Source organism: Serratia proteamaculans, assembly GCF_008830365.1.
GTDB lineage: Bacteria > Pseudomonadota > Gammaproteobacteria > Enterobacterales > Enterobacteriaceae > Serratia > Serratia proteamaculans.
The window spans coordinates 60,885-83,889 of sequence record NZ_WBKI01000010.1 but is presented as its reverse complement, the minus strand read 5'-3'; the positions used below and the strand labels follow the sequence as shown (position 1 = coordinate 83,889).

General features: G+C 56.1%; 20 protein-coding genes. 6 read left to right on the top strand and 14 right to left on the bottom strand.

Annotated features, from left to right (window positions below; genetic code table 11):
• Positions 1-30: 30 nt before the first annotated feature.
• Positions 31-891, bottom strand: a complete 861-nt coding sequence (gene rluF, locus F8R23_RS23015) for a 23S rRNA pseudouridine(2604) synthase RluF (RefSeq protein WP_129938804.1) — start codon at positions 889-891, stop codon at positions 31-33.
• A gap of 53 nt (positions 892-944) precedes the next feature.
• Positions 945-1,865 carry an agmatinase gene (speB, locus tag F8R23_RS23010; protein ID WP_129936165.1) on the bottom strand — a complete coding sequence of 307 codons (921 nt, stop codon included), beginning with the start codon at positions 1,863-1,865 and terminating at the stop codon, positions 945-947.
• Positions 1,866-2,580: 715 nt separating this feature from the next.
• Here speB and F8R23_RS23000 point away from each other — a divergent pair.
• Positions 2,581-2,925, top strand: coding sequence for a hypothetical protein (locus F8R23_RS23000; RefSeq protein ID WP_151416061.1), 345 nt, complete (start codon positions 2,581-2,583; stop codon positions 2,923-2,925).
• 461 nt (positions 2,926-3,386) lie between these two features.
• Here the strand turns inward: F8R23_RS23000 and speA are convergent, their stop codons facing one another.
• The 3 genes from speA to F8R23_RS24460 all read right to left on the bottom strand — a co-directional run bounded on the left by speA (position 3,387) and on the right by F8R23_RS24460 (position 5,741).
• A complete protein-coding gene (gene speA / locus F8R23_RS22995) occupies positions 3,387-5,363 on the bottom strand; it encodes a biosynthetic arginine decarboxylase (protein WP_129938806.1) in 1,977 nt (658 codons plus the stop codon).
• Positions 5,356-5,499, bottom strand: coding sequence for a virulence promoting factor (locus F8R23_RS24445; protein WP_112347340.1), 144 nt, complete (start codon positions 5,497-5,499; stop codon positions 5,356-5,358). The genes speA and F8R23_RS24445 overlap by 8 nt, the downstream gene beginning before the upstream one ends.
• Before the next feature lie 98 nt (positions 5,500-5,597).
• Positions 5,598-5,741 (bottom strand): hypothetical protein, encoded by a 144-nt coding sequence (locus F8R23_RS24460; RefSeq protein ID WP_472925671.1) that lies wholly within the window; start codon positions 5,739-5,741, stop codon positions 5,598-5,600.
• 517 nt (positions 5,742-6,258) lie between these two features.
• On the opposite strand from F8R23_RS24460, the gene metK reads away from it, so the two are divergent.
• Positions 6,259-7,413 (top strand): methionine adenosyltransferase, encoded by a 1,155-nt coding sequence (gene metK / locus F8R23_RS22985; protein WP_085119028.1) that lies wholly within the window; start codon positions 6,259-6,261, stop codon positions 7,411-7,413.
• Positions 7,414-7,531: 118 nt separating this feature from the next.
• Here the strand turns inward: metK and nadS are convergent, their stop codons facing one another.
• From nadS to hrpB, 9 genes are all read right to left on the bottom strand, one after another.
• Positions 7,532-7,816, bottom strand: coding sequence for a NadS family protein (nadS, locus tag F8R23_RS22980; RefSeq protein ID WP_099065271.1), 285 nt, complete (start codon positions 7,814-7,816; stop codon positions 7,532-7,534).
• A gap of 1 nt (position 7,817) precedes the next feature.
• A complete protein-coding gene (locus F8R23_RS22975; RefSeq protein WP_151416060.1) occupies positions 7,818-8,150 on the bottom strand; it encodes a type II toxin-antitoxin system RelE/ParE family toxin in 333 nt (110 codons plus the stop codon).
• A 226-nt stretch (positions 8,151-8,376) separates the two neighbouring features.
• Positions 8,377-8,508, bottom strand: a complete 132-nt coding sequence (locus F8R23_RS22970) for a Hok/Gef family protein (protein ID WP_151416059.1) — start codon at positions 8,506-8,508, stop codon at positions 8,377-8,379.
• Between the two features lie 315 nt (positions 8,509-8,823).
• Positions 8,824-10,812: a Fe(3+)-hydroxamate ABC transporter permease FhuB gene (gene fhuB, locus F8R23_RS22965; RefSeq protein WP_129938807.1), complete on the bottom strand. Its 1,989-nt coding sequence runs from the start codon at positions 10,810-10,812 to the stop codon at positions 8,824-8,826.
• Positions 10,809-11,717, bottom strand: a complete 909-nt coding sequence (gene fhuD / locus F8R23_RS22960; RefSeq protein ID WP_129936158.1) for a Fe(3+)-hydroxamate ABC transporter substrate-binding protein FhuD — start codon at positions 11,715-11,717, stop codon at positions 10,809-10,811. The genes fhuB and fhuD overlap by 4 nt, the downstream gene beginning before the upstream one ends.
• A complete protein-coding gene (fhuC, locus tag F8R23_RS22955) occupies positions 11,717-12,514 on the bottom strand; it encodes a Fe3+-hydroxamate ABC transporter ATP-binding protein FhuC (RefSeq protein ID WP_129936157.1) in 798 nt (265 codons plus the stop codon). The genes fhuD and fhuC overlap by 1 nt, the downstream gene beginning before the upstream one ends.
• Before the next feature lie 47 nt (positions 12,515-12,561).
• Positions 12,562-14,745: a ferrichrome porin FhuA gene (gene fhuA / locus F8R23_RS22950; RefSeq protein ID WP_129936156.1), complete on the bottom strand. Its 2,184-nt coding sequence runs from the start codon at positions 14,743-14,745 to the stop codon at positions 12,562-12,564.
• Positions 14,746-14,999: 254 nt separating this feature from the next.
• A complete protein-coding gene (mrcB, locus tag F8R23_RS22945) occupies positions 15,000-17,495 on the bottom strand; it encodes a bifunctional glycosyl transferase/transpeptidase (protein ID WP_129936155.1) in 2,496 nt (831 codons plus the stop codon).
• A 99-nt stretch (positions 17,496-17,594) separates the two neighbouring features.
• Positions 17,595-20,057: an ATP-dependent helicase HrpB gene (hrpB, locus tag F8R23_RS22940; RefSeq protein ID WP_232811048.1), complete on the bottom strand. Its 2,463-nt coding sequence runs from the start codon at positions 20,055-20,057 to the stop codon at positions 17,595-17,597.
• Between the two features lie 63 nt (positions 20,058-20,120).
• Here hrpB and thpR point away from each other — a divergent pair, with 63 nt between their 5' ends.
• From thpR to gluQRS, 4 genes are all read left to right on the top strand, one after another.
• The gene (thpR, locus tag F8R23_RS22935) at positions 20,121-20,666 is read left to right on the top strand and encodes an RNA 2',3'-cyclic phosphodiesterase (protein ID WP_151416058.1); all 546 of its coding nucleotides are present in this window, start codon (positions 20,121-20,123) and stop codon (positions 20,664-20,666) included.
• Positions 20,663-21,370 carry a DNA/RNA nuclease SfsA gene (gene sfsA / locus F8R23_RS22930; RefSeq protein ID WP_129936153.1) on the top strand — a complete coding sequence of 236 codons (708 nt, stop codon included), beginning with the start codon at positions 20,663-20,665 and terminating at the stop codon, positions 21,368-21,370. The genes thpR and sfsA overlap by 4 nt, the downstream gene beginning before the upstream one ends.
• Before the next feature lie 183 nt (positions 21,371-21,553).
• Positions 21,554-22,009: an RNA polymerase-binding protein DksA gene (gene dksA / locus F8R23_RS22925; RefSeq protein ID WP_085119044.1), complete on the top strand. Its 456-nt coding sequence runs from the start codon at positions 21,554-21,556 to the stop codon at positions 22,007-22,009.
• A 71-nt stretch (positions 22,010-22,080) separates the two neighbouring features.
• Entirely contained in the window at positions 22,081-22,992 is a 912-nt protein-coding gene (gluQRS, locus tag F8R23_RS22920; protein ID WP_129938808.1) for a tRNA glutamyl-Q(34) synthetase GluQRS, read from the top strand.
• The last annotated feature ends 13 nt before the right edge of the window (positions 22,993-23,005 follow it).

Below are 23,005 nucleotides of genomic sequence, written 5' to 3'. Positions count from 1 at the left end.
CGCCCCGACTCATATTCATGTTACTGCGGCTTAACGCCCTTTCTTTTTACGGCCAGGCTGAGCGAAGCGCTTACGCGCAGGAGCACCTCCGGCTGGCTTTTCGGCGCTTTTCGGCGCAGTGGCGGGCTTTTTCACCGCCGGTTTGGCTTTCTTCGCCGGCTTGGCTTCCGAGGAAGAGCCTTCGATCGATTTGAACAGCTCGACCAGCTCATCGTCGGTTAAATCGCGCCATTCTCCCGGCGGCAACCCGGCCATGCCCACATTCATAATGCGGGTACGCTCCAGCTTGGTCACCTCATAGCCGAAATGCTCACACATGCGGCGGATCTGGCGGTTAAGCCCCTGAACCAGCACGATGCGAAACACAAAGGGCGCTTCTTTCTTCACCTTGCACTTTTTGGTCACCGTACCCAGCATCGGCACACCGGCTCCGAGGCCACGAATGAAGTCATCGGTCACCGGCTTATTGACCGTGACCAAATACTCTTTCTCGTGGTCGTTACCCGCCCGCAGGATTTTGTTCACCAGATCGCCGTGGTTGGTGAGGAAGATCAGGCCCTGTGAGTCTTTATCCAACCGACCGATCGGGAAGATACGGGTACTGTGGTTAACGAAATCGACAATGTTGTCTTTCTCGCCTTCTTCCGTGGTGCTGACGATACCGACTGGCTTGTTCAACGCGATAAAGATCAGATTGTCTTCATTACGCGGTTCAATCAGCTGACCGTTGACCTTGACGACGTCTCCCGGAAACACCTGATCGCCAAGCGTCACGCGCTTGCCATTGATAAAAACATTGCCTTGTTCGATGTAACGATCGGCATCACGGCGCGAACAGATACCGCTCTCGCTTATATATTTGTTAAGACGTGTGGAAGGTTTGGTCAGCATGCTTTCTCCATGGACTCTGGCCTCTGAAAGGCCAGAGTTTAAGCTGTTACTGTTTAAGATTGCTTTTTGGCAGCCTGCAGATACAGCATTTCCAGGCCCAGGGTCGCCGCGGCCAGCGCGGTGATCTCGGACTGATCGTAGGCCGGTGCCACTTCCACCACGTCCATACCGACGATGTTCAGTGACTGCATGCCGCGTACCAGTTTCAGTGCACGATCGGAGGTCAGGCCGCCGATCACCGGTGTGCCGGTGCCCGGTGCGAATGCCGGATCCAGGCAGTCGATATCAAAGGTCAGATACACCGGCATATCGCCGACGATCTGTTTGATCTGGGCCAACAGGTCGTCCGCGCTGCGATCGTTAACCTGCGCAGCATCCAATACGGTAAAGCCGTTGTCGTGATCGTATTCGGTACGAATGCCGATCTGCACCGAGTGTGTTGGATCGATCAGGCCTTCGTTCGGCGCATGGAAGAACATGGTGCCGTGGTCGTATTGGCTGCCGTTGGCGTAGGTGTCGGTATGGGCATCGAAATGCACCAGCGCCAGTTTGCCGAAATGTTTGGCGTGCGCGCGCAACAGTGGCAAGGTAACAAAGTGGTCACCGCCGAATGAGAGCATGCGCTTGCCGGCCGCCAGCAGTTTTTCCGCGTGAGCCTGCAGGTTGTCGCTCATGCTCTGAGCGTCGCCAAAGTTGAACACAATGTCACCGCAGTCGACCACGTTCAGACGATCGCGCAGGTCAAAGTTCCACGGCCAGCGGTTGCCTTCCCAGGCCAGGTTGGTGGAAACCTGACGGATCGCCGCGGGGCCATGACGGCCACCGGCACGGCCGGAGGTTGCCATATCAAATGGAATGCCGGTGATGACCCACTCTGCATCGCTGTCGTAAGGCATAAAGTTCAGCGGAAAGCGCAGGAAACCAAAGGCATTGGACACTAAAGAATTATCGGGCTGGTGGCCTAAGGTACTCATAGTAAACCCTCATATGTCAACATTTCGCCTGTTGAAAAATCACACAGGCGCTGGCAAAAAAAAATCCCTCCCGCGTCGTTAGCCCGACGAGAAAGGGATCCATTCGAAATCTGTTTAGTACTGCTGATACGGCAGATTATCGCCGTATTTGGTTCGCGCTTCAAGAGCGCGCATCATCATCCCGACTGCTCGTCGTTACCCAGTATAGACCCTGCATCCTTCAGGCATGTGAACGTGGCCGCCTTCACGAGCTTTGGAGCTGACATCCATTAAGCTCCCGATGATTAGCTTTGTGATTTCGACCCCTTTATCTGAAGGTGAAAATATATAAGTTAATTTCCGGCATACTATTAATGAAACAAACTCATAGTGCGAAGACATTAAGCACGGAAAGAAAATCACATTCAAAACTCATTTAAACAACACAAGTTAATAGCACGCATAACAGCTAGATCTAACATATAAAGATAAAATAGAGAAAAATAAACCAGATGTTTAATATCATGCCAACACGTCACAAACAGACAATTAAAAATAAAAAACTTTATATAACACTAGAGGTTATGACGTTCCTATTAAGTATTCCTCTAGGCTATCTTTGTTCTCAAATTGACTCACTGAATGATATTACCTTAGAAATCATTCTCATCTATGTCCCTGTATCTATGATCACAGTGGATTATCTTTATCAACGTTTTGAAAATAAATAAGCGTTATGAGAGAACTAACAACAAAGGAAATACTCACTATTTCTGGTGGAAATGCAGATTCTGGCTATGAGGGCCGAGGATGTGCTTCGCAGGTTACCAGCAATGCCAAAAGAGGAGCTTTGGCAGGGGGATATGCAGGTGCAATAGTAGGAGGACTAAGAGGATTGCCTGGTGGGCCAACAGGGATTGCAGCTGGTGCTATTTCAGGTTTCGCATATGGCTCTATTCGTGGTGCTGCTATCGAAGGTATTCGTTCATACTCTCGTAACTGTGGAGATAATAACAATAGAAATGACCCATTAGGTGGAAATTCTAGTCGTAACAGTGTTAATGGTCAGTGTCGTTGGTAATTTCGATAAGGCCGGGCACTTCCCGGCCTTGATGTGGATATGTGCATGAAAAAACCCTCAAAATTTTTGCACTATTTTTTATCTGCTATTTTATTGCTTACCTCTTCAAAGGAATAACCATTACCGGCCCTATCGTTCTCAAAGCAATAAGCTACGCTCTGCTGATTGCTTTAGCGTACTTATTTCTCACCAGCACATGGTGGAAAAAGCATGTGTTAAAATTAAAAAGTGACGACTAGGTTATAGAATAAACCGCCGTCTGTTGATCATCATTGCCCCCCAAAACCGATCAAACCAATAGTGACAACCTACAGAGAAAACCCTGTCCAAATCCTCACGGAGAGTTAACAAATTTGTGATATCTGATATGGGGGAAAAAAATATCGAAGGGCATTGCGGGGGAGAACCATTAAAAAAGGCCGGATATCAGGGAGATGCCCGGCCTTTCAGTTCGGCTCTACTTATTCATCTTCTAAATAAGTATAACCGTATAAACCGGCCTCAAACTCTTCCAGGAACTGCGCCTGCAGCTCGCTGTCCAGATCGGTTTCTTTCACCTGATCGCGGAATTTGGCCAGCAGCGCGGTAGGATCGAGCTGCACGTACTCCAGCATGTCGGCAACGGTATCGCCTTCATCGGACACTTCGCTTTCTACCGTGCCGTCAGGGAAGACAAACACGTCAACCGAGGCGGTATCACCGAACAGGTTGTGCATGTTGCCCAGGATTTCCTGATAGGCACCTACCATAAAGAAGCCCAGCGCCGGCGGGTTTTCCGGATCGTACGGCGGCATTGGCATGGTGGTCGCTACGCCGTCACCGTCGATATAGTGATCGATAGTGCCATCGGAGTCACAGGTAATGTCCAGCAGCACCGCGCGGCCTTCCGGCGGCTTATCCAGCCCTTCCAGCGGCAATACAGGGAACAGTTGATCAATACCCCAGGCATCCGGCATCGACTGGAACAGCGAGAAGTTGACGTAGAACTTGTCCGCCATACGCTCTTGCAGTTCGTCAATGATCGGACGGTGTGCACGGTTGCTCGGATCCAGCTGCTGTTGGATCTTGTTGCAGATGTTCAGGTACAGCTGCTCGGCCCAGGCGCGCTTAGTCAGATCCAGCATGCCGTGAGCGTACTGGGTGTGAACATCGTGCAGGTCCATCTGGCTGTCGTGCAACCATTCGCGCAGTGAACGGCGGTTCTCCGGCTCGTTCAATTCCTGCCAGGTTTCCCACATGCTTTCCAACGCGCGCGGCGCGTCTTCTGCCGGAGGTAATGGTTCACTGAATTCGTTGCGCTCAACGCCGATCACGTTGGACACCAGCACCGTATGGTGTGCGGTAACCGCACGGCCGGATTCGGTGATCACCGTCGGGTGCGGCAGACCGTGCTCATTACAAGCGTCGCCGATACCCCAAATCACGTTGTTGGCGTATTCATTCAGGCCATAGTTCACCGAACAGTCGGACTGCGAACGGGTGCCTTCATAATCCACGCCCAGACCGCCGCCCACGTCGAAGCACTGGATGTTAACGCCCAGCTTGTGCAGTTCAACGTAGAAACGTGCAGATTCGCGCACGCCGGTGGCGATATCGCGAATGTTGGCCAGTTGCGAGCCAAGGTGGAAGTGCAGCAGTTGCAGGCTGTCGAGACGCCCCGCTTCACGCAGGGTTTCCACCAGCTTCAGCACCTGAATGGCTGCCAGACCGAACTTGGACTTTTCGCCGCCGCTCGACTGCCATTTACCGGAACCTTGTGACGCCAGACGCGCACGCACACCGAGGCGCGGGACCACGTTCAGACGTTCGGCCTCTTCCAGCACCATGTTGATCTCGGACATCTTCTCGATCACCAGGTACACCTTGTGCCCCAGCTTTTCGCCGATCAACGCCAGGCGGATGTATTCACGGTCTTTATAGCCGTTACACACGATCACCGAGCGGGTCATACCGGCATGCGCCAGTACCGCCATCAGTTCGGCTTTGGAGCCGGCTTCCAGCCCCAGCGGTTCCCCGGAGTTGACCAGCGATTCGATCACGCGACGATGCTGGTTTACTTTGATTGGGTAAACCAGGAAATAGCCGCCTTCGTAGCCGAACGACTCACGCGCGCGTTTGAACGCGGCATTGATCGAACGCAGGCGATGCTGCAGGATCTGCGGGAAGCAGAACAGTGCCGGTAAACGCAGACCGTCTTTTTGGCGTTGCTTCACCAAATCAGCCAGATCGACACGTGCCTGCGGGACGTCCGGATCCGGGCACACGCTGATGTGGCCCAGTTCATTGACGTCATAATAATTGTTGCCCCAGTAGGCGACGTTATAAGTGCGCAGCATCTTGCTGGCATCACGATCATTCATGGCAACCTCCTGCATGGAGCGCAAAGATTTAGATTCGCCCGTTGCTGACGGACGGTGAATCAAAAGATCATCAGACATTACTCGCCTCACATCCCGTACTGACGATACAGTCAGCCACTATCGCAGCTACAACCCGCGAGAACAACCCAACAAACCGCCCTTGCGGCAGCGAATAAAACTGCCGTTCGCGGTCAGCGATCGGTTTATTACTCATATAATTGTAAGACACCCTGTTCAAACCTCGTGAATCGGGTCAAGAAACATCCCACAGGAAGGCTGCAGGCTACCCTTGTTCAGTTCTTCAGACGACCGTTAACCGGCCCGAGGATCCTGAGTAGCGCCCAGGTGTTTATCACACCTGAAAGGTGGTGTAGAGACAGGACAGGAGATAGCAGAAGAATGTGCGCCAGAATGGCACTGCTGTTGAGAACCAACAACCGGTAGACAACGGATCATTAATCCAACCACCTCCACGCACGCCGTCCTCAATGAACGACCGAGCCTCTATTAATAGTGTAAGAACATGACCGTTCTATGAAGCGGCGACGCCAAAGATCGGCGTCTGCGGCTGGGTATTCGGCCTCTCACGGGGGAGTCACAGAAATTTACAACTTCTTGCCCCACACTGTGCACCAAATGAGCCGCGCGCGCAGTTTATACCGATAACACGGGGAAAATGCAAAATGAAAATTTGCCGGGAACTGTTTCAAGCGATGAAAATGGCGTCAGCGGCTTTGCGCAAAAGAGCGAAATGGCAAAAAAATACTGGCAATCCGGCTAAGGCCTGACCTAAAATAGACGTCCAGATGTTAATCCATCTATACTGATTAACAGAGAAACTGCTTAACGGCTTTGCCTGAGGGGCGTTGCAGGATGCATCTCGCGCCATCAGCGGAAGACCCTTCGCTTTGATGCCGGATCTCCAGCGCTGTGCAGTAATTTCTAACCCGTCTTATGCAAGGTACAGAATACAATGGCTAAACACCTTTTCACGTCCGAGTCCGTCTCCGAAGGACATCCTGACAAAATCGCCGACCAGATCTCCGATGCCGTTCTCGACGCCATCCTGGAACAGGATCCTAAAGCACGCGTAGCTTGTGAAACCTACGTGAAAACCGGCATGGTACTGGTCGGCGGTGAAATCACCACCAGCGCCTGGGTAGATATCGAAGAGATCACCCGTAAAACCGTGCGCGAAATCGGTTATGTGCACTCGGATATGGGTTTTGACGCCAACTCTTGTGCCGTACTGAGCGCCATCGGTAAGCAATCCCCGGATATCAATCAGGGTGTTGACCGTACCGATCCGCTGGAACAGGGTGCCGGCGACCAGGGCCTGATGTTTGGCTATGCCACCAACGAAACCGAAGTGCTGATGCCTGCACCGGTGACCTACGCCCACCGTCTGGTACAGCGCCAGGCCGAAGTGCGTAAGAACGGCACTCTGCCGTGGTTGCGTCCGGATGCGAAAAGCCAGGTTACCTTCCAGTATGACGACGGCAAAATCGTCGGCATCGACGCAGTGGTACTGTCCACTCAGCACTCAGAAGATATCTCGCTGAAAGACCTGCAAGAAGCGGTGATGGAAGAGATCATCAAGCCGGTTCTGCCTACCGAATGGCTGAGCGCCAGCACCAAATACCACATCAACCCAACCGGCCGTTTTGTTATCGGTGGCCCAATGGGCGACTGCGGTCTGACCGGGCGTAAAATCATCGTTGATACCTACGGCGGCATGGCTCGTCACGGCGGCGGTGCATTCTCCGGTAAGGATCCGTCCAAGGTTGACCGTTCAGCAGCCTACGCAGCGCGCTATGTAGCGAAAAACATCGTTGCTGCCGGCCTGGCTGACCGCTGTGAGATCCAGGTTTCCTACGCTATCGGCGTGGCAGAGCCAACCTCGATCATGGTGGAAACCTTCGGTACCGAAAAAATCCCTACCGAACAGCTGACGCTGCTGGTGCGCGAGTTCTTCGATCTGCGCCCATACGGCCTGATCCAAATGATGGATCTGCTGCAACCGATCTACCGCGAAACTGCCGCCTACGGCCACTTCGGCCGTGAGCACTTCCCTTGGGAAGCGACCGATAAGGCAGCTCTGCTGCGCGATGCTGCCGGCCTGAAATAAGCCTGCGTATCGAATGTGAAAACGGCGAGCCAGGTGCTCGCCGTTTTTGTTTTTATTGGATGTTTAAACGTTGTAAATCCTGTCTGGCACTTTCAGAAACAATCCGTGCAGAGACCCACTAGTGTGCGGCAAGCTCACGGAAGAATTCAGGGTTAGCCTGGATGGCTGCCAACACCTTTGCCGCCAGACCTGTTGGGTTACGTCTTTTGGTTTCCCAGCTTTTGATGGTATCAACGCTGGTACCCAGTGCCTTGGCCATTTCACTCTGAGAAACATTAAGCTGCGCCCTGATCGCTTTCACATCTGCGATATCATAACGAGTGACATTGGCAGCCGTCTTAACCCCTTTCTTAATGGCGACAGCTTCTTCAAGAGACGTTTTCATATCGTCAAAAAAGCTCATGTCATACCTCATCTTTCAGTAATTTCGTCAATTTCTTCAGCTGTGACTTTTCCGTATCAGTCAGACTGTCTTTAATGCTTTTCGGGTAGGCCATCACCAAATAGATAACCTCTTCGGTCGCCAGAAAGTAAATCATTCTGGCACTGCCGCTTTTCCCCTGCGAGCCTGTTGCCATCCTGATTTTTCGCAGGCCTCCGGTTTTCTGAATCAGATCGCCTTTGCCTGGCGATTCGATGAGTTCTTTCTGGAGTTCTTTTAGCTCATCGTCCGTGGCTATTTGCTTTACCTGCCGCGTGAACATCGGGGTCTCAATAAATACTAGCGCATGACTCACTGGTGCCCTCTCCATGTTGAGGTACACAATACACTATGAGATGTACTACGTACACCAAGGTAATCTGAGTGTATGGATGCACCTTTCCTTGCCTCTCGACAATATTGATTGCCAAAGTGAAAACGGCAAGCCGAGGCCTGCCGTTTTGTTTTTATCGGATGGGTGCTCATGGATCAACGCACAAACAACCAACAGGCGGGAGCAACGCCCCCGCCGTTGGGTTGCCTTACCCTTTGGATCCGTAAGCCAGAATGGCTGCAACTTCCGTGTCGCACAGCGAACCGCGGGTGATCCACATAAGCGCAATAAGCGTCATGCAGATAATCATCAGCCTTGGAACGATCCGTCCCTGCTGCATTTTTGACCTCCTTTTCCTTGCCTCTCGGCAGGTAAGAAGCTAACCTAACGTTGTGTGGCGTTAGAGTTGGCCTCGGGTTGATGTATATCGACACGGGGCTTTTCTCTTTCTATCCCTTGCGTATGCTCAGGACGAAAGATCCAGAGCACCCGCACGCAGTATATTCACCCCTACCTTGGTTTCGGCGTCCCTTTCCGCACTAAATTCCGTTTCTGCGCAGCGTTGCGCAAAGCGCTGCAACAGTCTGTAAATACAAAAAAATAAGGCCCAGCAATGCTGAGCCTTTGAGAGCAAAAACCGGAGTCGCCAGGTCGTTTACGAGGTTTGCTTACGCAGCAGGTAAACGAAATACGGCGCGCCGATAAAGGTCGCCAGCAGCCCTGCGGGGATTTGGTACGGGAACATCACCATTCGTCCACACCAGTCGGCAAACACCATCAGCAACCCGCCCAACAGCGCGGCTATCACCATCTGCGGTAACGCGCGGCGGAAGCCCAACATACGCGCCATGTGCGGTGCCATCAGACCAATAAAGCTCAGCGGCCCCACGGTCAGCGTTGCCATGGCGGTCAGCGTGGCGGCCAGCAACAGAATGCTCAAGCGCACCGGCGTCAGGGCGATGCCCACCGAACGGGCAGTGGCACTGCCGAGCGGCAGGATACTGAGCCAACGGCGACACAGCGGAGCCAGCACAATTAGCGCTAACGCAATGATCGCCGTTCGCACCGCCTGCTCCGGCGTCACTGCATAGGTAGAGCCGGAAATCCAGGTCAGCAGCCCACCGGTGCGCGGGTCGCCACTGGCTAACAACAAGAAAATGGTGGTGGTAAACGCCGTGCTGAGCGCAATACCAGCCAACAGCATGCGCTCGGTAGAGAACCCCCCGCGCCCGGCGGCAACCATAATCACCAGCAGGGTACCGGCAGCCCCCAGGCTCCCGGCCGGCAGTAGCCAGACAAAAGCATCGCCCGGGACTATCAACAGCATCATCACCACACCGAAGGCGGCCCCGGAGCTGATACCCAGTACTTCCGGGCTGGCCATCGGGTTACCGGTCAGCTTCTGGATTAAGGTGCCTGCCACCGCCAGCATCATCCCCGCAGCCAGCGCCGACAACACCCGTGGCCAGCGCCACGGCATCAGCGACTCCAGCTCGGCACCATGACTCCAGTGCCAACCGACAGCGTTTTGCCCCAACATCAGCGCCACAGTCAGACCAGCGAATAACACGGCACCCGCCAACGCCACCCACACCAACAGATGACCACGTTCAGCCGGCACCCTATCGCCCAAATTCATCGGCGGTGGCGTAGAGGCACTGCGCAGCCGCGGCAACAGCCATAGCAGCAGCGGTGCACCAAACAGCGCGGTGGCCGCACCGGTCGGGACTTCGCGCCATACCTGCGTCAGCCAGATCATCACCTGATCGGTTAACCACAACAGCAGCGCCCCCAGCAACGGGGCTAACATCATGCGGTGCGCCAATCGGCGTGCGCCCAGCATTTTCGCCATCAGGGGGGCAAACAGGCCGATAAAACCAATTACGCCAACGGCATTCACCAGCATGGCACTGAAGATAATCGCCAGCGCCAATGCGCAGAAACGCGCCATCGACAGGCCCAGCCCCAAATTACGTGCTACGCCGTCATCCAACCCCAGCAGCGTCAGTGGGCGAAGCAGCAACACCGCCAACACCCCGGCCACCAGCAGGCGCGGCAGGATAAACTGCACCGTGCTCCAGTCTTGCTGATTCAGTGCGCCGGTACTCCACAGGAACACGCCCTGCAGTTGATCGTAATTGAACAACGCCAGCAGGCTGTTGACCGCACCGCAGTATAGCCCCAGCACCAATCCGGCCAGGATCAGCGTCACCGGCGACATACGTTTGCCCCAGGCCACGCCGAACACCAGCCCGCCGACCACCACCGCCCCCACCATGGCGGCCAACTGGCGGGTCAGCTCACCGCCCGGCAGCATCCACAACGTGGCGATCGTCAGCCCAAGCTGTGCCCCGGCAGAAACCCCGAGCGTCGCCGGTTCCGCCAGCGGATTGCGCAAGACCTGCTGGAACAGCACGCCGACCAGCCCTAACCCGGCTCCGGCCAACAGGGAGACCGACAGCCTTGGCAACAGGCTGTAATGGAACAGCATTTGGCGTACATCGTCGATATTCGGCGTAGTCAACGCCTGCCCCCACCCTGCCCACGGCAGCTGTTGCAGCAGGTTGTAGCTCGTCAGGCCACCCGCCGCCGTCAACAGCAGCAGTACCAGAGTCAGCGGGAATGCACGGATGCGCGCGCTCATGAATAACTCTCCTGCGCCTGCTCCAGCAGATGACAAAATCGCATCGAAGACAGCGTCGCCCCGTAGAACCACACCGCCGGTACCTGGCGCAATTGATCCTGCCGGACGAACGGCAATGCCTGCCATAGCGGGGTGGAGCTGACTTTTTTCAACATCTCTTGATTACCGTGGTCGAGATAAATCGCCCGTGCGCTTTTCACCGCCGTCAGACGCTCTATGCCGACTACCGCCGTGCCCCAGAAGTTGGTTTCCCCTTCCCAGGCATTTTTTATTCCAAGCTGATCCATCACTTCCTGGAACAGGCTGTTCTGACCAATGATCAGCGCATGGCGGGTATCCATCAGCGAAAACATCAGTAGCGGTTGCCGGGTATAGGAATGCAGACGCTGACGCGCATCCTGAATAAAGCGATCAAACTGCGCCAGATGTTGTACCGCTCGGGTTTCCAGCCCCAGCCGCTGCGCCAATGCCTGCAGTGACTGCCTGGCGACCGTCAGCGGCTTGCCACTGCCGTCGTTGAAGCTAAAACTCATGCTGGGAGCAATCGGTGCCAGCTTTTGCGGCGTCGGGCCATAACCCTTCGACAGCAGCATCAGCGAGGGCTGAAGCTGTTGCAACAGCTCAAGGTTAGGTTCGGTACGCTGGCCGACATCAATCACTGAAGCAGGCAGTTTCGGCTCTTCCACCCACAGGTTGTAATTATGGGTATCAGCAACCGCTAACGGCGTAACTCCCAGCGCCAGCAGCAGCTCAATCGGCAACCATTCCAACGCCACGATGCGCGAAAGGTCCGGAGGCGTTGCGGCGGCTTGTCCCGGCAGGGAAAACAGCAAGGGCGAAAGTGCCATGGCCGCTAACAGGCGACGGCGTACGGCATCATGATGAAGATCAGAGGAGTCAGACATCAGTAGACAAAACTCACCGGCGCACCGCCGCTTGGATGTGGCAGCGTTCCCATAGGAATACCGTAAATTTGTTCCAGTACTTCGCCCTGCATCAGATCCAGTGGCGTGCCCTGTGAAATCATCTCACCGCCGCGCAACGCCACCAGATGATCGCAGTAGCGCGCCGCCATATTGATGTCGTGCAGCACGGCAATCACCGTCAGGCCGCGTTGATGGCTAAGTTGCTGGATCAACGCCAGCACCTCAACCTGATGGGCGATATCCAGCGCCGAAGTGGGTTCGTCCAACAGCAGACAGCGGCTGTCCTGCGCCACCATCATCGCCAGCCAGGCGCGTTGACGTTCACCACCGGACAAACTGTCCACCAGGCGGTTGGCGAAGGGCTTCAGGCCCACCAGCGCAATCGCCTCTTCCACCTGCTGGCGATCGTTAACGCCAAAACGGCCCAGCGCACCGTGCCACGGGTAGCGGCCAATCGCCACCAGTTCACGCACCGTCATGCCTTCTGCGGCCGGCAGTTGCTGCGGCAGATAGGCAACCTGACGCGCAAAGGCTTTGCTGTCCCACTGGCTCAGCGGTTGCTGGTTGAGCAATACACTGCCGCTGGTAGGGCTTTGATGACGGCCAAGGATCTTTAGCAGCGTGGATTTGCCGGAGCCGTTATGGCCGATCAGCCCACAAACTTTGCCGACAGGAAAGGTCAGCGACAAGGGCTGCAGCAGGACACGGCCGGGAACGGCAAAGCTGGCGTTATTCAGGGTAAAGGTGGCGTCGTGATTGAGATGTTTATCCGGCATAGGTCCTACTTTGTCCGGGGCGACATGACGCCGCCCCGGTTATCCGATTAGAAGCGGAAGGTTGCGGTGGCGACCACCTGACGTTCTGCGCCCCAATAGCAGCCATAGGTGGCAAAGCAGCTGGAGACGTATTCTTTATCAAACAGGTTGTTCACATTGATGCCAATCGAGGAGCCCGGCAGATTGAAACGCGCCAGATCATATTTTATCGCGGCATCAACCACCGTGTAATCCTTCACTTTAAAGGTATTGGCCTCATCCCCATAGCTGGAGCCGACATAGCGAACGCCAGACCCCAGAGTCAAACCGCTGATGGCGGTTTCATGGAAGGTGTAATCCGCCCACAGTGAGGCCATGTGTTTTGGAATGGCGGCCGGGGTATTGCCCTGCTGTGTGGTGTCCTTGGAGTACTCGGCATCCGTGTAGGTATAAGAGCCCAGCAGGTTAAGGTTGGCCGACAGCGCAGCTTTGGCTTCAAATTCAACACCACGGGAACGGATCTCGCCCCCCTGGATGCTGGCGAATTTATTATTCGGGTCCGCCACCTTGTTGTTGGTTTTGGTCAACTGGTAGATCGCCATGCTGGCAGTAATAGGGCGATCCTTCGGTGCATACTTCACGCCGGCTTCATACTGCTTCCCTTTAGAGGCAGCGAAGGTGTTGCCGCTGACATCCGTGCCTGACGTTGGCTCAAAGGACTCACTGTAGCTGACATAAGGCGCAATACCGTTTTCAAAGACATAATTCAAGCCAGCCCGGCCGGTGAATTCATTGTCCTTCTGCCGGGATACCGAGTTCTCGGTCAAGCGATTGGTGCTGTTGGTATCGCTCCAGTCATAGCGTCCCCCCATGGTCAGCACCCATTGATTCCACTCGGCCTGATCCTGTACGTAAAGCCCGGTTTGCTCCTGACGATTAACCTGGCTGGCGCCGCCGGTAATGGTATAGCTTTGATTGCCGTACTCCGGTGCCACCACATTCAGCGGGGAAGCAGTGCCATACTGATAAACCACGTCATTACGCATGCGCATGTAGTCCACGCCCATCAGCAAGGTGTGATCAACCAGCCCGGTGGCAAATTTTGCCTGGGCCTGGGTGTCCACCGCAAAGCTCGACAAATGCTCTTTCGAGTTCATCACCCCACGCGTTAACTCAGCGGGATTCGTCGGACTGATGCCCTGACCATAGATCGAGCGGTAATCGACATCCATCTTGGAGTAACGCAGGTTTTGGCGCACCGTCCACACGTCGTCAAAACCATGCTCGAAGGCATAACCGACCATCTGTTGCTTGCGCGAGATGTTGTTATAGCCCGGCTCACCGTCGTTAAAACTGGTCGGTAGCTTGCCGTTGATGCCATTTTGCACCGTGCCCTCTTTCGGTAGCCAGCCATAGAAGCCCACGCTTGGGTCATCCTGGAAACTGCTGAGGAAAGTCAGGGAGGTACGATCATCCGGCCGCCAACTGAAAGAGGGTGCGATAGCGTAACGCTTGCTCTTTTCGCCCACCTGCTGCTGGTCTTCATCACGCGCCAGGCCGGTCAAACGGTAAGAATAAACACCGTCATCATCCAGAGCGCCGCCAAAGTCGAAGCCAGTCTGGAATAGATTGTCGGTGCCCATTTTGAACTGAACTTCACGCAGGCTTTCGGTCGTGGGACGTTTGCTGACCAGGGCGACAACTCCCCCCGGGTTGCTCTTGCCATAGAGCACCGAAGAAGGACCGCGCAGCACTTCGGCGCGCTCCAGGAAGTAAGGGTCAATCTGGTAAATGGAGTAGTTGTCGTCCTGCAGCTTCAGGCCGTCGAGGTACATATTGGTACCGACCGAACTGAATCCGCGAATGTTCACGGCATCGTAAGCGGTAGAGGCCCCACGGTTACCCACCATCACGCCCGGTGTATAAGCCAGCGCACTTTTCACCGTCTCCGACTGGCGCATATCCATTTCTTCGCGAGTAACCACGGACACCGACTGCGGCGTTTTTACCAAAGGCGTATCTGTTTTGGTACCGGTGGCGCTGTGCTTGGCCACATAGGTGCCGACCGGCCCCCAGGCGCTTTCCTGCTGTGATTGGCTGCTACCCACCACGGTAATCGTGTCTTCCTTGACGTCGGCGGAGAATGCCGGCGTTGCCAGCGTGCCAAGTGCGGCAGCGATAGTCATCGCCACCCCACTGACGTGAATGCGGCCCTGCTTGGCCGCAGAAGATGAAAGACGCTTGGTCGACATAGGTGGTTTCTCTGATGAATTATTTGATAACGAATGTAAACGATAATAATTATTATAATCGCGGCATTTTATGCAGAAGCTAAATTAAACTGCAAGTCGAATTCAGCAGGTAAATTGGTGTGCGATTAATCGGTTAGGCCCATTAACCAGATGGAAATAAACTGCGCAGAGAAACAAAAAAGCCCGCAACAGAAAGTTACGGGCTTAATAACAAAGAAAAACTTTTCACCTAAGCGCTTTACATGATTAGCCGCTTACTTGCCGAACATGTCCTTGATCCAACCGGCGACGCCGTCAGCATCTTTCTGCTCACCCTCAGCCTGCTGTTGTTGCTGTTGCTGAGCTGCCTGGCTTGCCTGACACAGACCTTGCGGATTGTCGGTCCACACCGGGATGGTGCGCCCACCACCGCCACAGACAAAGTTACCGCCAGAATCGATAGCTATCTGGTTGATCCCTTCCGGCGGCTGCAACATCAGCGGCAGCGGCGTCTGGTTTTCCAGATAGCGGCGATACAGGGTCAGCGCACCGTTGGCACCGGTCAGCTTGGCCGGGCCGTTGTTGTCACGGCCAACCCAGGCGATAGCCACTTCTTTACCATCGATGCCGGCAAACCAGCTGTCGCGCAGATCGTTGGTGGTCCCGGTTTTCGCCGCCAGGTTGTAGTTGGGGAATTTCACCGACAGCGAACGGGAGGTCCCGCGTGCTACGCCCTGCTGCATGGCGTACAGCGTCAGGTAGGCGGCCTGTGCCGGCACCACGCGCTCCGCCTGTGGGAAGCTCTGGTACAGCACCGAACCGTCTTCGGCGATCACTGAGCGCACCGCTGACAACGTCGCACGGTTACCGCCACCGGCGATAGTCTGGTATTCCTGCGCCACTTCCATCGGCGTCAGGCCAATTGCGCCGAGCAGCATAGAAGGTACCGGATTGATTTCCGCTTTCGGAATGCCCAGGCGTTGCAGTGTGGCGCTGATTTGGTCCAGCCCCACCGCCATGCCCAGGTTCACCGTAGGAACGTTGAGCGAGAAGGCCAGCCCGTCCACCAACATCACCTGCCCACGGAACTTACGGTCATAGTTGTTTGGCTGCCAGACAGTGCCGTTTTGCAGTTTCAGCGTTAATGGTTGGTCTGCCAGCCAGGTATTCAGGCGGTATTTATCCGGTTCGGACAGTGCAGTCAGATAGGTTGGTGGCTTGGCCAATGAACCGACCAAACGGCGCGCCTGCATCGCGCGGTTAAACCCGGCGAATTGTGGGTTGGCACCGCCAACCATGGCGCGGACTTCACCACTGAAGCGATCGACAATCACCATCGCCGCTTCCAGATCCTGAACGTGGCGAGCCGCCTTCAGTGCCGGAATACCGTCTTCAACCGCTTTTTCCGCTGCGTCTTGCGAAACCGGATCCAGCGTGGTGAAGATTTTCACCCCGGACAGATCGTTAACCTTGTCGCCCAGCTTGGCTTGCAGCTCCTGACGCACCATCTGCATAAACGCCGGCTGCGGGGTGATCACCCCGCCTTTCGGCTGTACACCCAGCGGTCGTGCGCTGAGCATGTTATACAGTTCGGCATCGATAACACCCTGGTTCTGCAACAGTTTGAGCACCAGGTTACGGCGCTCCAGCGCCAGTTTCGGGTTACGCCAAGGGTTATACAGCGACGCCCCTTTGACCATGCCTACCAGCAGCGCCTGCTGATCCAGACTCAGTTCATCCACCGGGCGGCCGAAGTAATACAGGCTGGCCAGCGGGAAACCACGGATCTGATCGTTGCCGCTCTGGCCGAGATACACCTCGTTCAGGTACAGCTCAAGGATGCGATCCTTGCTGTAACGGTAATCTACCAGCAACGCCATGTAAGCTTCGTTGGCCTTACGCCACAGCGAGCGTTCATTGGTCAGGAACAGGTTTTTCACCAACTGCTGCGTCAGGGTACTGCCGCCCTGTACCGCACGGCCGGCGGTCAGGTTAGCCAGTACTGCACGGCCGATGGAATAGGGGCTGATACCATCATGTTCATAGAAGTGACGGTCTTCGGTGGCGATCAGTGTATCCACCAGCAGATCCGGGAAGCCGGCACGCGGTACGAACAGACGCTGTTCGCCATTCGGTGACTGCAACATGGTGATCAGGCGCGGATCGAGGCGGAAGAAGCCGAAACTGCGCTGGTTCTCCATGTTCTCGATTTTCGCCAGACGGTTGTTCTGGAAATCCAGACGGGCGTGGATCTGCCCTTCTTTACCGTCCGGGAAATCAAACGGACGGCGCAGCATCTCAATGCTGTTGGCCTGCACGGTAAATTCGCCCGGGCGCGTCATGCGGCTGACCTGGCGATATTGCATGCCCTCCAGCAGATCGACCATTTCCTTTTTGCTGTACGGCATGCCCGGTTCCAGATTGACCATACGGCCATAAACCGCCGCCGGCAACTGCCAGACCTTGCCGTCAATGCGGCTGCGGATCTGCGAATCCAGGTACACGCCGTAGATCGCCAACAGGACGGCAACCACCAGAATCAATTTGATCAGCAGGCCGAGCCAGCGGCGTTTTTTACGCGGCGGAGTCGCTTTTACCTTACGTGGCATGCGTTCTTCCTCGTCTTCATAATCATCATCGTCATCCTGGTACTCGTCTTCTTCGTAATCATCATAATCGTCATCTCGACGACGGCGCGGCGGCTTGCGCGACGCGGTGCGTTTTGGTTGTTTCCCTTTGCGCCCTATGGGCTCGCGGTCATCCCCAGCCATTGCTGTTGCTCTCCAGACTTGGCGGCACTGCCGGCCATTATAAGTCGCTTAATCTGTCGCGCCGTCAGGCCGCTGAACAGAAGAAACATCTGAATTCGTTTACTGATATTTTTTCGTGCGCCGCGTGGGGGCAGTATTCGCCGGGTCGTCCGGCCACACGTGCTTCGGGTAACGCCCTTTCATCTCTTTTTGCACTTCCCGATAAGCGCCCTGCCAGAACGCTGCCAGATCGCCAGTGATTTGCAACGGCCGGTGCGCCGGTGAGAGTAACTCAAGCACCACCGGGATGCGACCCTCGGCCAGCATCGGGCTGCGCTGTTCACCGAACACTTCCTGTAAACGCACCGCCAGCGCCGGCGGTTTGCCGGCATCATAGCGAATCGGCAATCGGCTGCCGGTCGGCACAGTGTAATGAGTGGGTAGCGCATTATCCAGCCGCTGCTTTTGCTGCCAGTTCAACAACCGCGCCAGGGCATCGGCGATATTCACCTGTTTCAGCCCACGCATGTCACGCACGCCACTCAGCGACGGCAACAGCCATTGCTCCAGCGATACCAGTAACGAGTCATCGTCGACCGGTGGCCAGTCAGCCTCCGGCAACCAGTTCTGCGCGCACTGCAAACGCAGGCGCAACTGTTCGGCGGCGGTATCCCAGTTAAGCACCGCCACACCCTGGGTACGCACCCAGTTAAGCAGCGCCTGTTGCAGCTCTTCGGCCCCCGGCTTGGCCAGCGGCTGGGCACGCAGCGTCAAACGACCAATCTGCTGGCGCTTCCAGGCGCGCAGCGTGCCTTTTTCTTCATCCCATTCCACGGCGGTTTGCTGGGAAACGATCGCCGGTAACTGCGCTGCCAGCGCTTCAATCTCCACCGGCAGTGCCAGCAGAATACGGGCATCGGGGCTGTTATGCCCCTGCAGCAGGCTGGGGACAATCAGCCAGGGCGCTCGCGATAACGCCTCATCCTGATTCATCGCCGCCCCCATGCCGTTAGCCAGCAGGTAACGGCCATCCTGCCCACGCCGTTGGGCGATACGGTCAGTAAATGCCAACGCCAGCAGGTGCGGTGCCATCTCAACATCAACCTGCCCGCTTTTCACCTGCAGGCGGCGGGCAAGCTGAGTCGCCCGGCGTTGCCAGTTCGGCTGTGGGCGGCTCAGCCAGTAGCCGATATCCATTTGTCCGCTGCGCGGTGGCTCTTCCAGTAACGCCGCCAATGCGGCGGCCGTCGCCAGCCCATCAGCCCCGTGCTCTGCGCCGTGGGTCAGCATCGCTGCCAGCCGTGGCTCACAGCCCAATTTGGCCATCTGCCGACCGCGCGAGGTGAGTTTATCGCCGTCATCGGTGGCACCCAGCCGTTGCAACAGCCGCCGGGCTGCCGCCAACGCCGTTTCCGGTGGCCGATCGATCCAGGTCAGTTGCCCGACATCATGGCAGCCCCATTGCAGCAACTCCAGCCAGAAACCGGCGAGATCGCTTTGCAGAATTTCCGGTTCGGCGTGATCTGCCGCCCGCTCTGCCTGCTCTTTGGCAAACAGATGCCAGCAGATACCCGGCTCCAGACGTCCGGCACGACCGGCGCGCTGGATCATTGACGCCTGGCTGATACGTTGTGTTACCAGCCGCGTCAGGCCATTACGCACGTCATAACGCGCCACCCGCTCCAGGCCGCTGTCGACCACCAGCCGGATGCCTTCGATGGTCAAACTGGTTTCGGCGATGTTGGTCGCCAGCACTACTTTACGCCGCCCGGCCGGAGCCGGTTGAATCGCTTTCTGCTGCTGCACCAACGGCAAGGCTCCGTACAGCGGGCACAGCTCGGTATCGGCAGCCACTTCGCCGTTCAAGCGCTCCAGCACCCGATTGATTTCTGCAACGCCCGGCAGGAACAGCAGCAGCGATCCCGTCTGTTCCGACAGCAGGCGCTTAACCGCCGCGGCCACGCCGTCCTCCAGCCGCTGATGGCTGGCCAGGGGTTGATACTGGCGATCGACAGGGAAGCTGCGCCCGGCGGACACCACCGCCGGTGCCTGTGGCAGCAACTGCGACAGGCGGGCGTTATCCAGCGTCGCCGACATGATCAACAGTTTTAGATCGTCACGCAGCCCCTGCTGCACATCCAGCAGCAGCGCCAATGCCAGATCTGCCTGCAGGCTACGCTCATGGAATTCATCGAGGATCACCAACGAGACGCCCTGTAACTCGGCGTCCTGCTGCAGCATGCGGGTGAGAATGCCTTCGGTCACCACTTCCAGCCGGGTATTTGGCCCCGTTTTGCTTTCGGCGCGCATGCGGTAACCCACGGTCTGGCCAGGTTCTTCGCCTAACTGCTGCGCCAGCCGGTACGCCACGTTTTTCGCCGCCAGCCGCCGCGGTTCGAGCATAATGATGCGGCCCGGCAGCCCGGCTTTAGCCAGGATCTGCAGCGGCAGCCAGGTCGATTTACCGGCACCGGTCGGCGCATGCAGCAGCACCTGCGGGGCGGATTGCAGCGCAGTGAGCAATTCATCAAGAACCGCGCTGACGGGCAGTGAAGACACAGAACTCTCCGTAGTGGTTAACATTGGACGGCGCACATTGTAGCATTAGAGTCTGCGTTTCCTTCACTTGCCACTTGCCGGGGCCCCATGTCCAGTTCGCGCCGCCTGTTTTTCGCCCTGACCTTGCCTGATGCACTGCAGCAACAGGTGATCCGCTGGCGTGCCGAAGCCTTTGCGCCGGAAGTCGGTCGGCCGGTCGCGGCAGCCAATTTGCACCTGACGCTGGCCTTTCTCGGCGACGTCTCGGCGCAAAAAGAGAGCGCGCTGAAGAAAAAGTTGGCGGGCCGTATTAGCCAGCCCGGTTTCAGCATGGTGCTGGATGACCTGGGGCACTGGCCGCGTCCCGGCGTGGTTTGGCTCGGCACCCGACGTGCCCCGCGTGGGCTGTTGCAGTTGGCGGAGCTGTTACGATCGCAGGCGGCTCGCAGCGGCTGTTATCAGAGCCCGATGCCGTTTCATCCGCATATCACTCTGCTGCGATCGGCGACGCAACCGGTCGCCGTGCCGCCCGCCACCCCGGGCTGGAATTTCAGCGCCGACGAATTCGCCCTGTACCAGTCAGTGTTTGAAAACGGCCGTACGCGTTATCAAATGCTTGATCAATGGTCTTTAACCCATCAGGACACCCGATGATTTTTACGCCACCGCTGCGCCACGCCACGCTGATTAAACGTTACAAACGCTTTCTGGCGGACGTCGTCACCCCGGAAGGGGAAACCTTCACCCTGCACTGCGCCAATACCGGTGCCATGACCGGCTGTGCCACGCCCGGCGATACCCTTTGGTACTCCACTTCGGATAATTCCAAGCGCAAATACGCCCACAGTTGGGAACTGACCCATACCCAACAGGGGGACTGGATCTGCGTGAACACCCTGCGCGCCAATGGGTTGGTACGCGAGGCAATCGAACAGAATCTAATCAATGAATTATCCGGTTACAGTAAAATCAGCAGCGAAGTAAAATACGGCAGTGAGAACAGTCGTATCGATTTGTTATTACAGGCAGAAAACCGAGCTAACTGCTATATTGAAGTTAAGTCAGTCACATTATTGCAACAACAACGTGGTTACTTCCCTGATGCAGTAACGCTCAGAGGACAGAAGCACTTACGTGAGTTGCTAAGCGTGGTTGAAAGCGGGCAACGGGCGGTATTGTTCTTTGCTGTGTTACATAGCGGTATTGAGCAGGTCGCACCGGCACATCATATAGATGAGCGTTATGCGACACTGTTGGCACAGGTTCAGCAGTTGGGTGTAGAAGTGGTTTGTTATGGGGCTAAATTATCACCTGACGGTATATATCTCTGCGATAAGTTACCGTTTTTTATCGATTAGCGCTGACCGGGTACAAATAATTCGACAACCGGTTAACGCGTCGCCAAATACGCCTTCCTTCACACCATTGTCAAGCAGGCGACAGGAATAATTGCCAACCTACCTCCCATCTGTTATTTATAGCGGCCTGTTTTTCCCCCACATTGGGGATTCGATAGTGCGTGTGTATGTAGGAGAAGCAACATGCAAGAAGGGCAAACCCGTAAAACCTCGTCCTTGAGCATTCTCGCCATCGCTGGGGTGGAGCCGTACCAAGAGAAGCCGGGCGAAGAGTACATGAACGACGCCCAGTTGTCGCATTTCAAGCGCATTCTTGAAGCATGGCGTAACCAGCTCAGGGATGAAGTTGATCGTACGGTAACTCATATGCAGGAAGAGGCTGCTAACTTCCCTGATCCGGCCGACCGTGCCACTCAGGAAGAAGAGTTCAGTCTTGAACTGCGTAACCGCGATCGTGAACGCAAACTGATCAAAAAGATCGAGAAAACGCTGAAGAAAGTAGAAGACGAAGATTTCGGCTACTGCGACTCTTGTGGCGTGGAGATTGGCATTCGTCGCCTTGAAGCGCGTCCGACTGCCGATTTGTGCATCGACTGCAAGACTCTGGCCGAAATCCGCGAAAAGCAGATGGCCGGCTAATACAGTTGTTACCGCTGCGGCGTGCGTTCTGCGTGCGCCGCACAGAGAAAAGGGAAAGTTTCCCCTCTGATATGCAAGAAAGACATTATGTGGGGCGCTTTGCCCCATCGCCTTCCGGGGATCTGCATTTCGGCTCGCTGATTGCCGCTCTGGGAAGCTACCTCCAGGCTCGTGCTCAACGCGGGCAATGGCTGGTTCGCATTGAAGATATCGATCCCCCGCGCGAAGTCGCCGGTGCGGCCGCTCGTATCTTATCCGCTCTGGAACACTATGGTCTCCTCTGGGACGGCCAGGTCATCTATCAATCCCAACGTCATGAAGCCTACCGCGCCGCTCTGGATCTGCTGCATCAGCAGGGGCTCAGCTATTTCTGCAACTGTACCCGCAGCCGTATTCAGCAGATAGGCGGCCTGTATGACGGCCACTGTCGCCCTTTGAATCTTGACCCGCAAGGTGCCGCCATTCGCTTGCGCCAGTCCTCCCCGGTTTACGCCTTTCATGACCGCCTGCAGGGCGAGTTGCAGGCCGACCGGGCGCTGGCACAGGAAGACTTTATCATTCGCCGACGTGATGGGCTGTTCGCCTATAACCTGGCGGTGGTGGTGGACGACCATTTCCAGGGCATTACCGAAATCGTTCGTGGTGCCGACCTGATCGAACCGACGGTGCGCCAGATAGCGCTGTACCATCAGTTACAGGCGCCGGTGCCCGCCTATGTGCATCTGCCGCTGGCGCTGGGCGCCAACGGTATCAAACTGTCGAAGCAAAACCATGCACCCGCTCTGCCCGACGGCGATCCACGCCCAATACTGGTGGCCGCGCTAAAATTTCTGCGCCAACCGCTGCCGGAAAGCTGGCAAGATCTTGACCTGTCGTTATTATTGAGCTGGGCAATCGCACACTGGAAGCTGGATGATGTACCGCGCCGGGAGGCTATTTCCCTGGACGAAAACACATCGGCATTCTCAAAAGAGCCATGGTGAGCTATGATTAGCC

Bases quoted from the DNA above. Each gene is read 5' to 3' on its own strand.
- rluF (WP_129938804.1), bottom strand. From the start codon at position 891: ATGCTGACCAAACCTTCCACACGTCTTAACAAATATATAAGCGAGAGC.
- speB (WP_129936165.1), bottom strand. From the start codon at position 1,865: ATGAGTACCTTAGGCCACCAGCCCGATAATTCTTTAGTGTCCAATGCC.
- F8R23_RS23000 (WP_151416061.1), top strand. From the start codon at position 2,581: ATGAGAGAACTAACAACAAAGGAAATACTCACTATTTCTGGTGGAAAT.
- speA (WP_129938806.1), bottom strand. From the start codon at position 5,363: ATGTCTGATGATCTTTTGATTCACCGTCCGTCAGCAACGGGCGAATCT.
- F8R23_RS24445 (WP_112347340.1), bottom strand. From the start codon at position 5,499: ATGAGTAATAAACCGATCGCTGACCGCGAACGGCAGTTTTATTCGCTG.
- F8R23_RS24460 (WP_472925671.1), bottom strand. From the start codon at position 5,741: ATGATCCGTTGTCTACCGGTTGTTGGTTCTCAACAGCAGTGCCATTCT.
- metK (WP_085119028.1), top strand. From the start codon at position 6,259: ATGGCTAAACACCTTTTCACGTCCGAGTCCGTCTCCGAAGGACATCCT.
- nadS (WP_099065271.1), bottom strand. From the start codon at position 7,816: ATGAGCTTTTTTGACGATATGAAAACGTCTCTTGAAGAAGCTGTCGCC.
- F8R23_RS22970 (WP_151416059.1), bottom strand. From the start codon at position 8,508: ATGCAGCAGGGACGGATCGTTCCAAGGCTGATGATTATCTGCATGACG.
- fhuB (WP_129938807.1), bottom strand. From the start codon at position 10,812: ATGAGCGCGCGCATCCGTGCATTCCCGCTGACTCTGGTACTGCTGCTG.
- fhuD (WP_129936158.1), bottom strand. From the start codon at position 11,717: ATGTCTGACTCCTCTGATCTTCATCATGATGCCGTACGCCGTCGCCTG.
- fhuC (WP_129936157.1), bottom strand. From the start codon at position 12,514: ATGCCGGATAAACATCTCAATCACGACGCCACCTTTACCCTGAATAAC.
- fhuA (WP_129936156.1), bottom strand. From the start codon at position 14,745: ATGTCGACCAAGCGTCTTTCATCTTCTGCGGCCAAGCAGGGCCGCATT.
- mrcB (WP_129936155.1), bottom strand. From the start codon at position 17,495: ATGGCTGGGGATGACCGCGAGCCCATAGGGCGCAAAGGGAAACAACCA.
- hrpB (WP_232811048.1), bottom strand. From the start codon at position 20,057: ATGTTAACCACTACGGAGAGTTCTGTGTCTTCACTGCCCGTCAGCGCG.
- thpR (WP_151416058.1), top strand. From the start codon at position 20,121: ATGTCCAGTTCGCGCCGCCTGTTTTTCGCCCTGACCTTGCCTGATGCA.
- sfsA (WP_129936153.1), top strand. From the start codon at position 20,663: ATGATTTTTACGCCACCGCTGCGCCACGCCACGCTGATTAAACGTTAC.
- dksA (WP_085119044.1), top strand. From the start codon at position 21,554: ATGCAAGAAGGGCAAACCCGTAAAACCTCGTCCTTGAGCATTCTCGCC.
- gluQRS (WP_129938808.1), top strand. From the start codon at position 22,081: ATGCAAGAAAGACATTATGTGGGGCGCTTTGCCCCATCGCCTTCCGGG.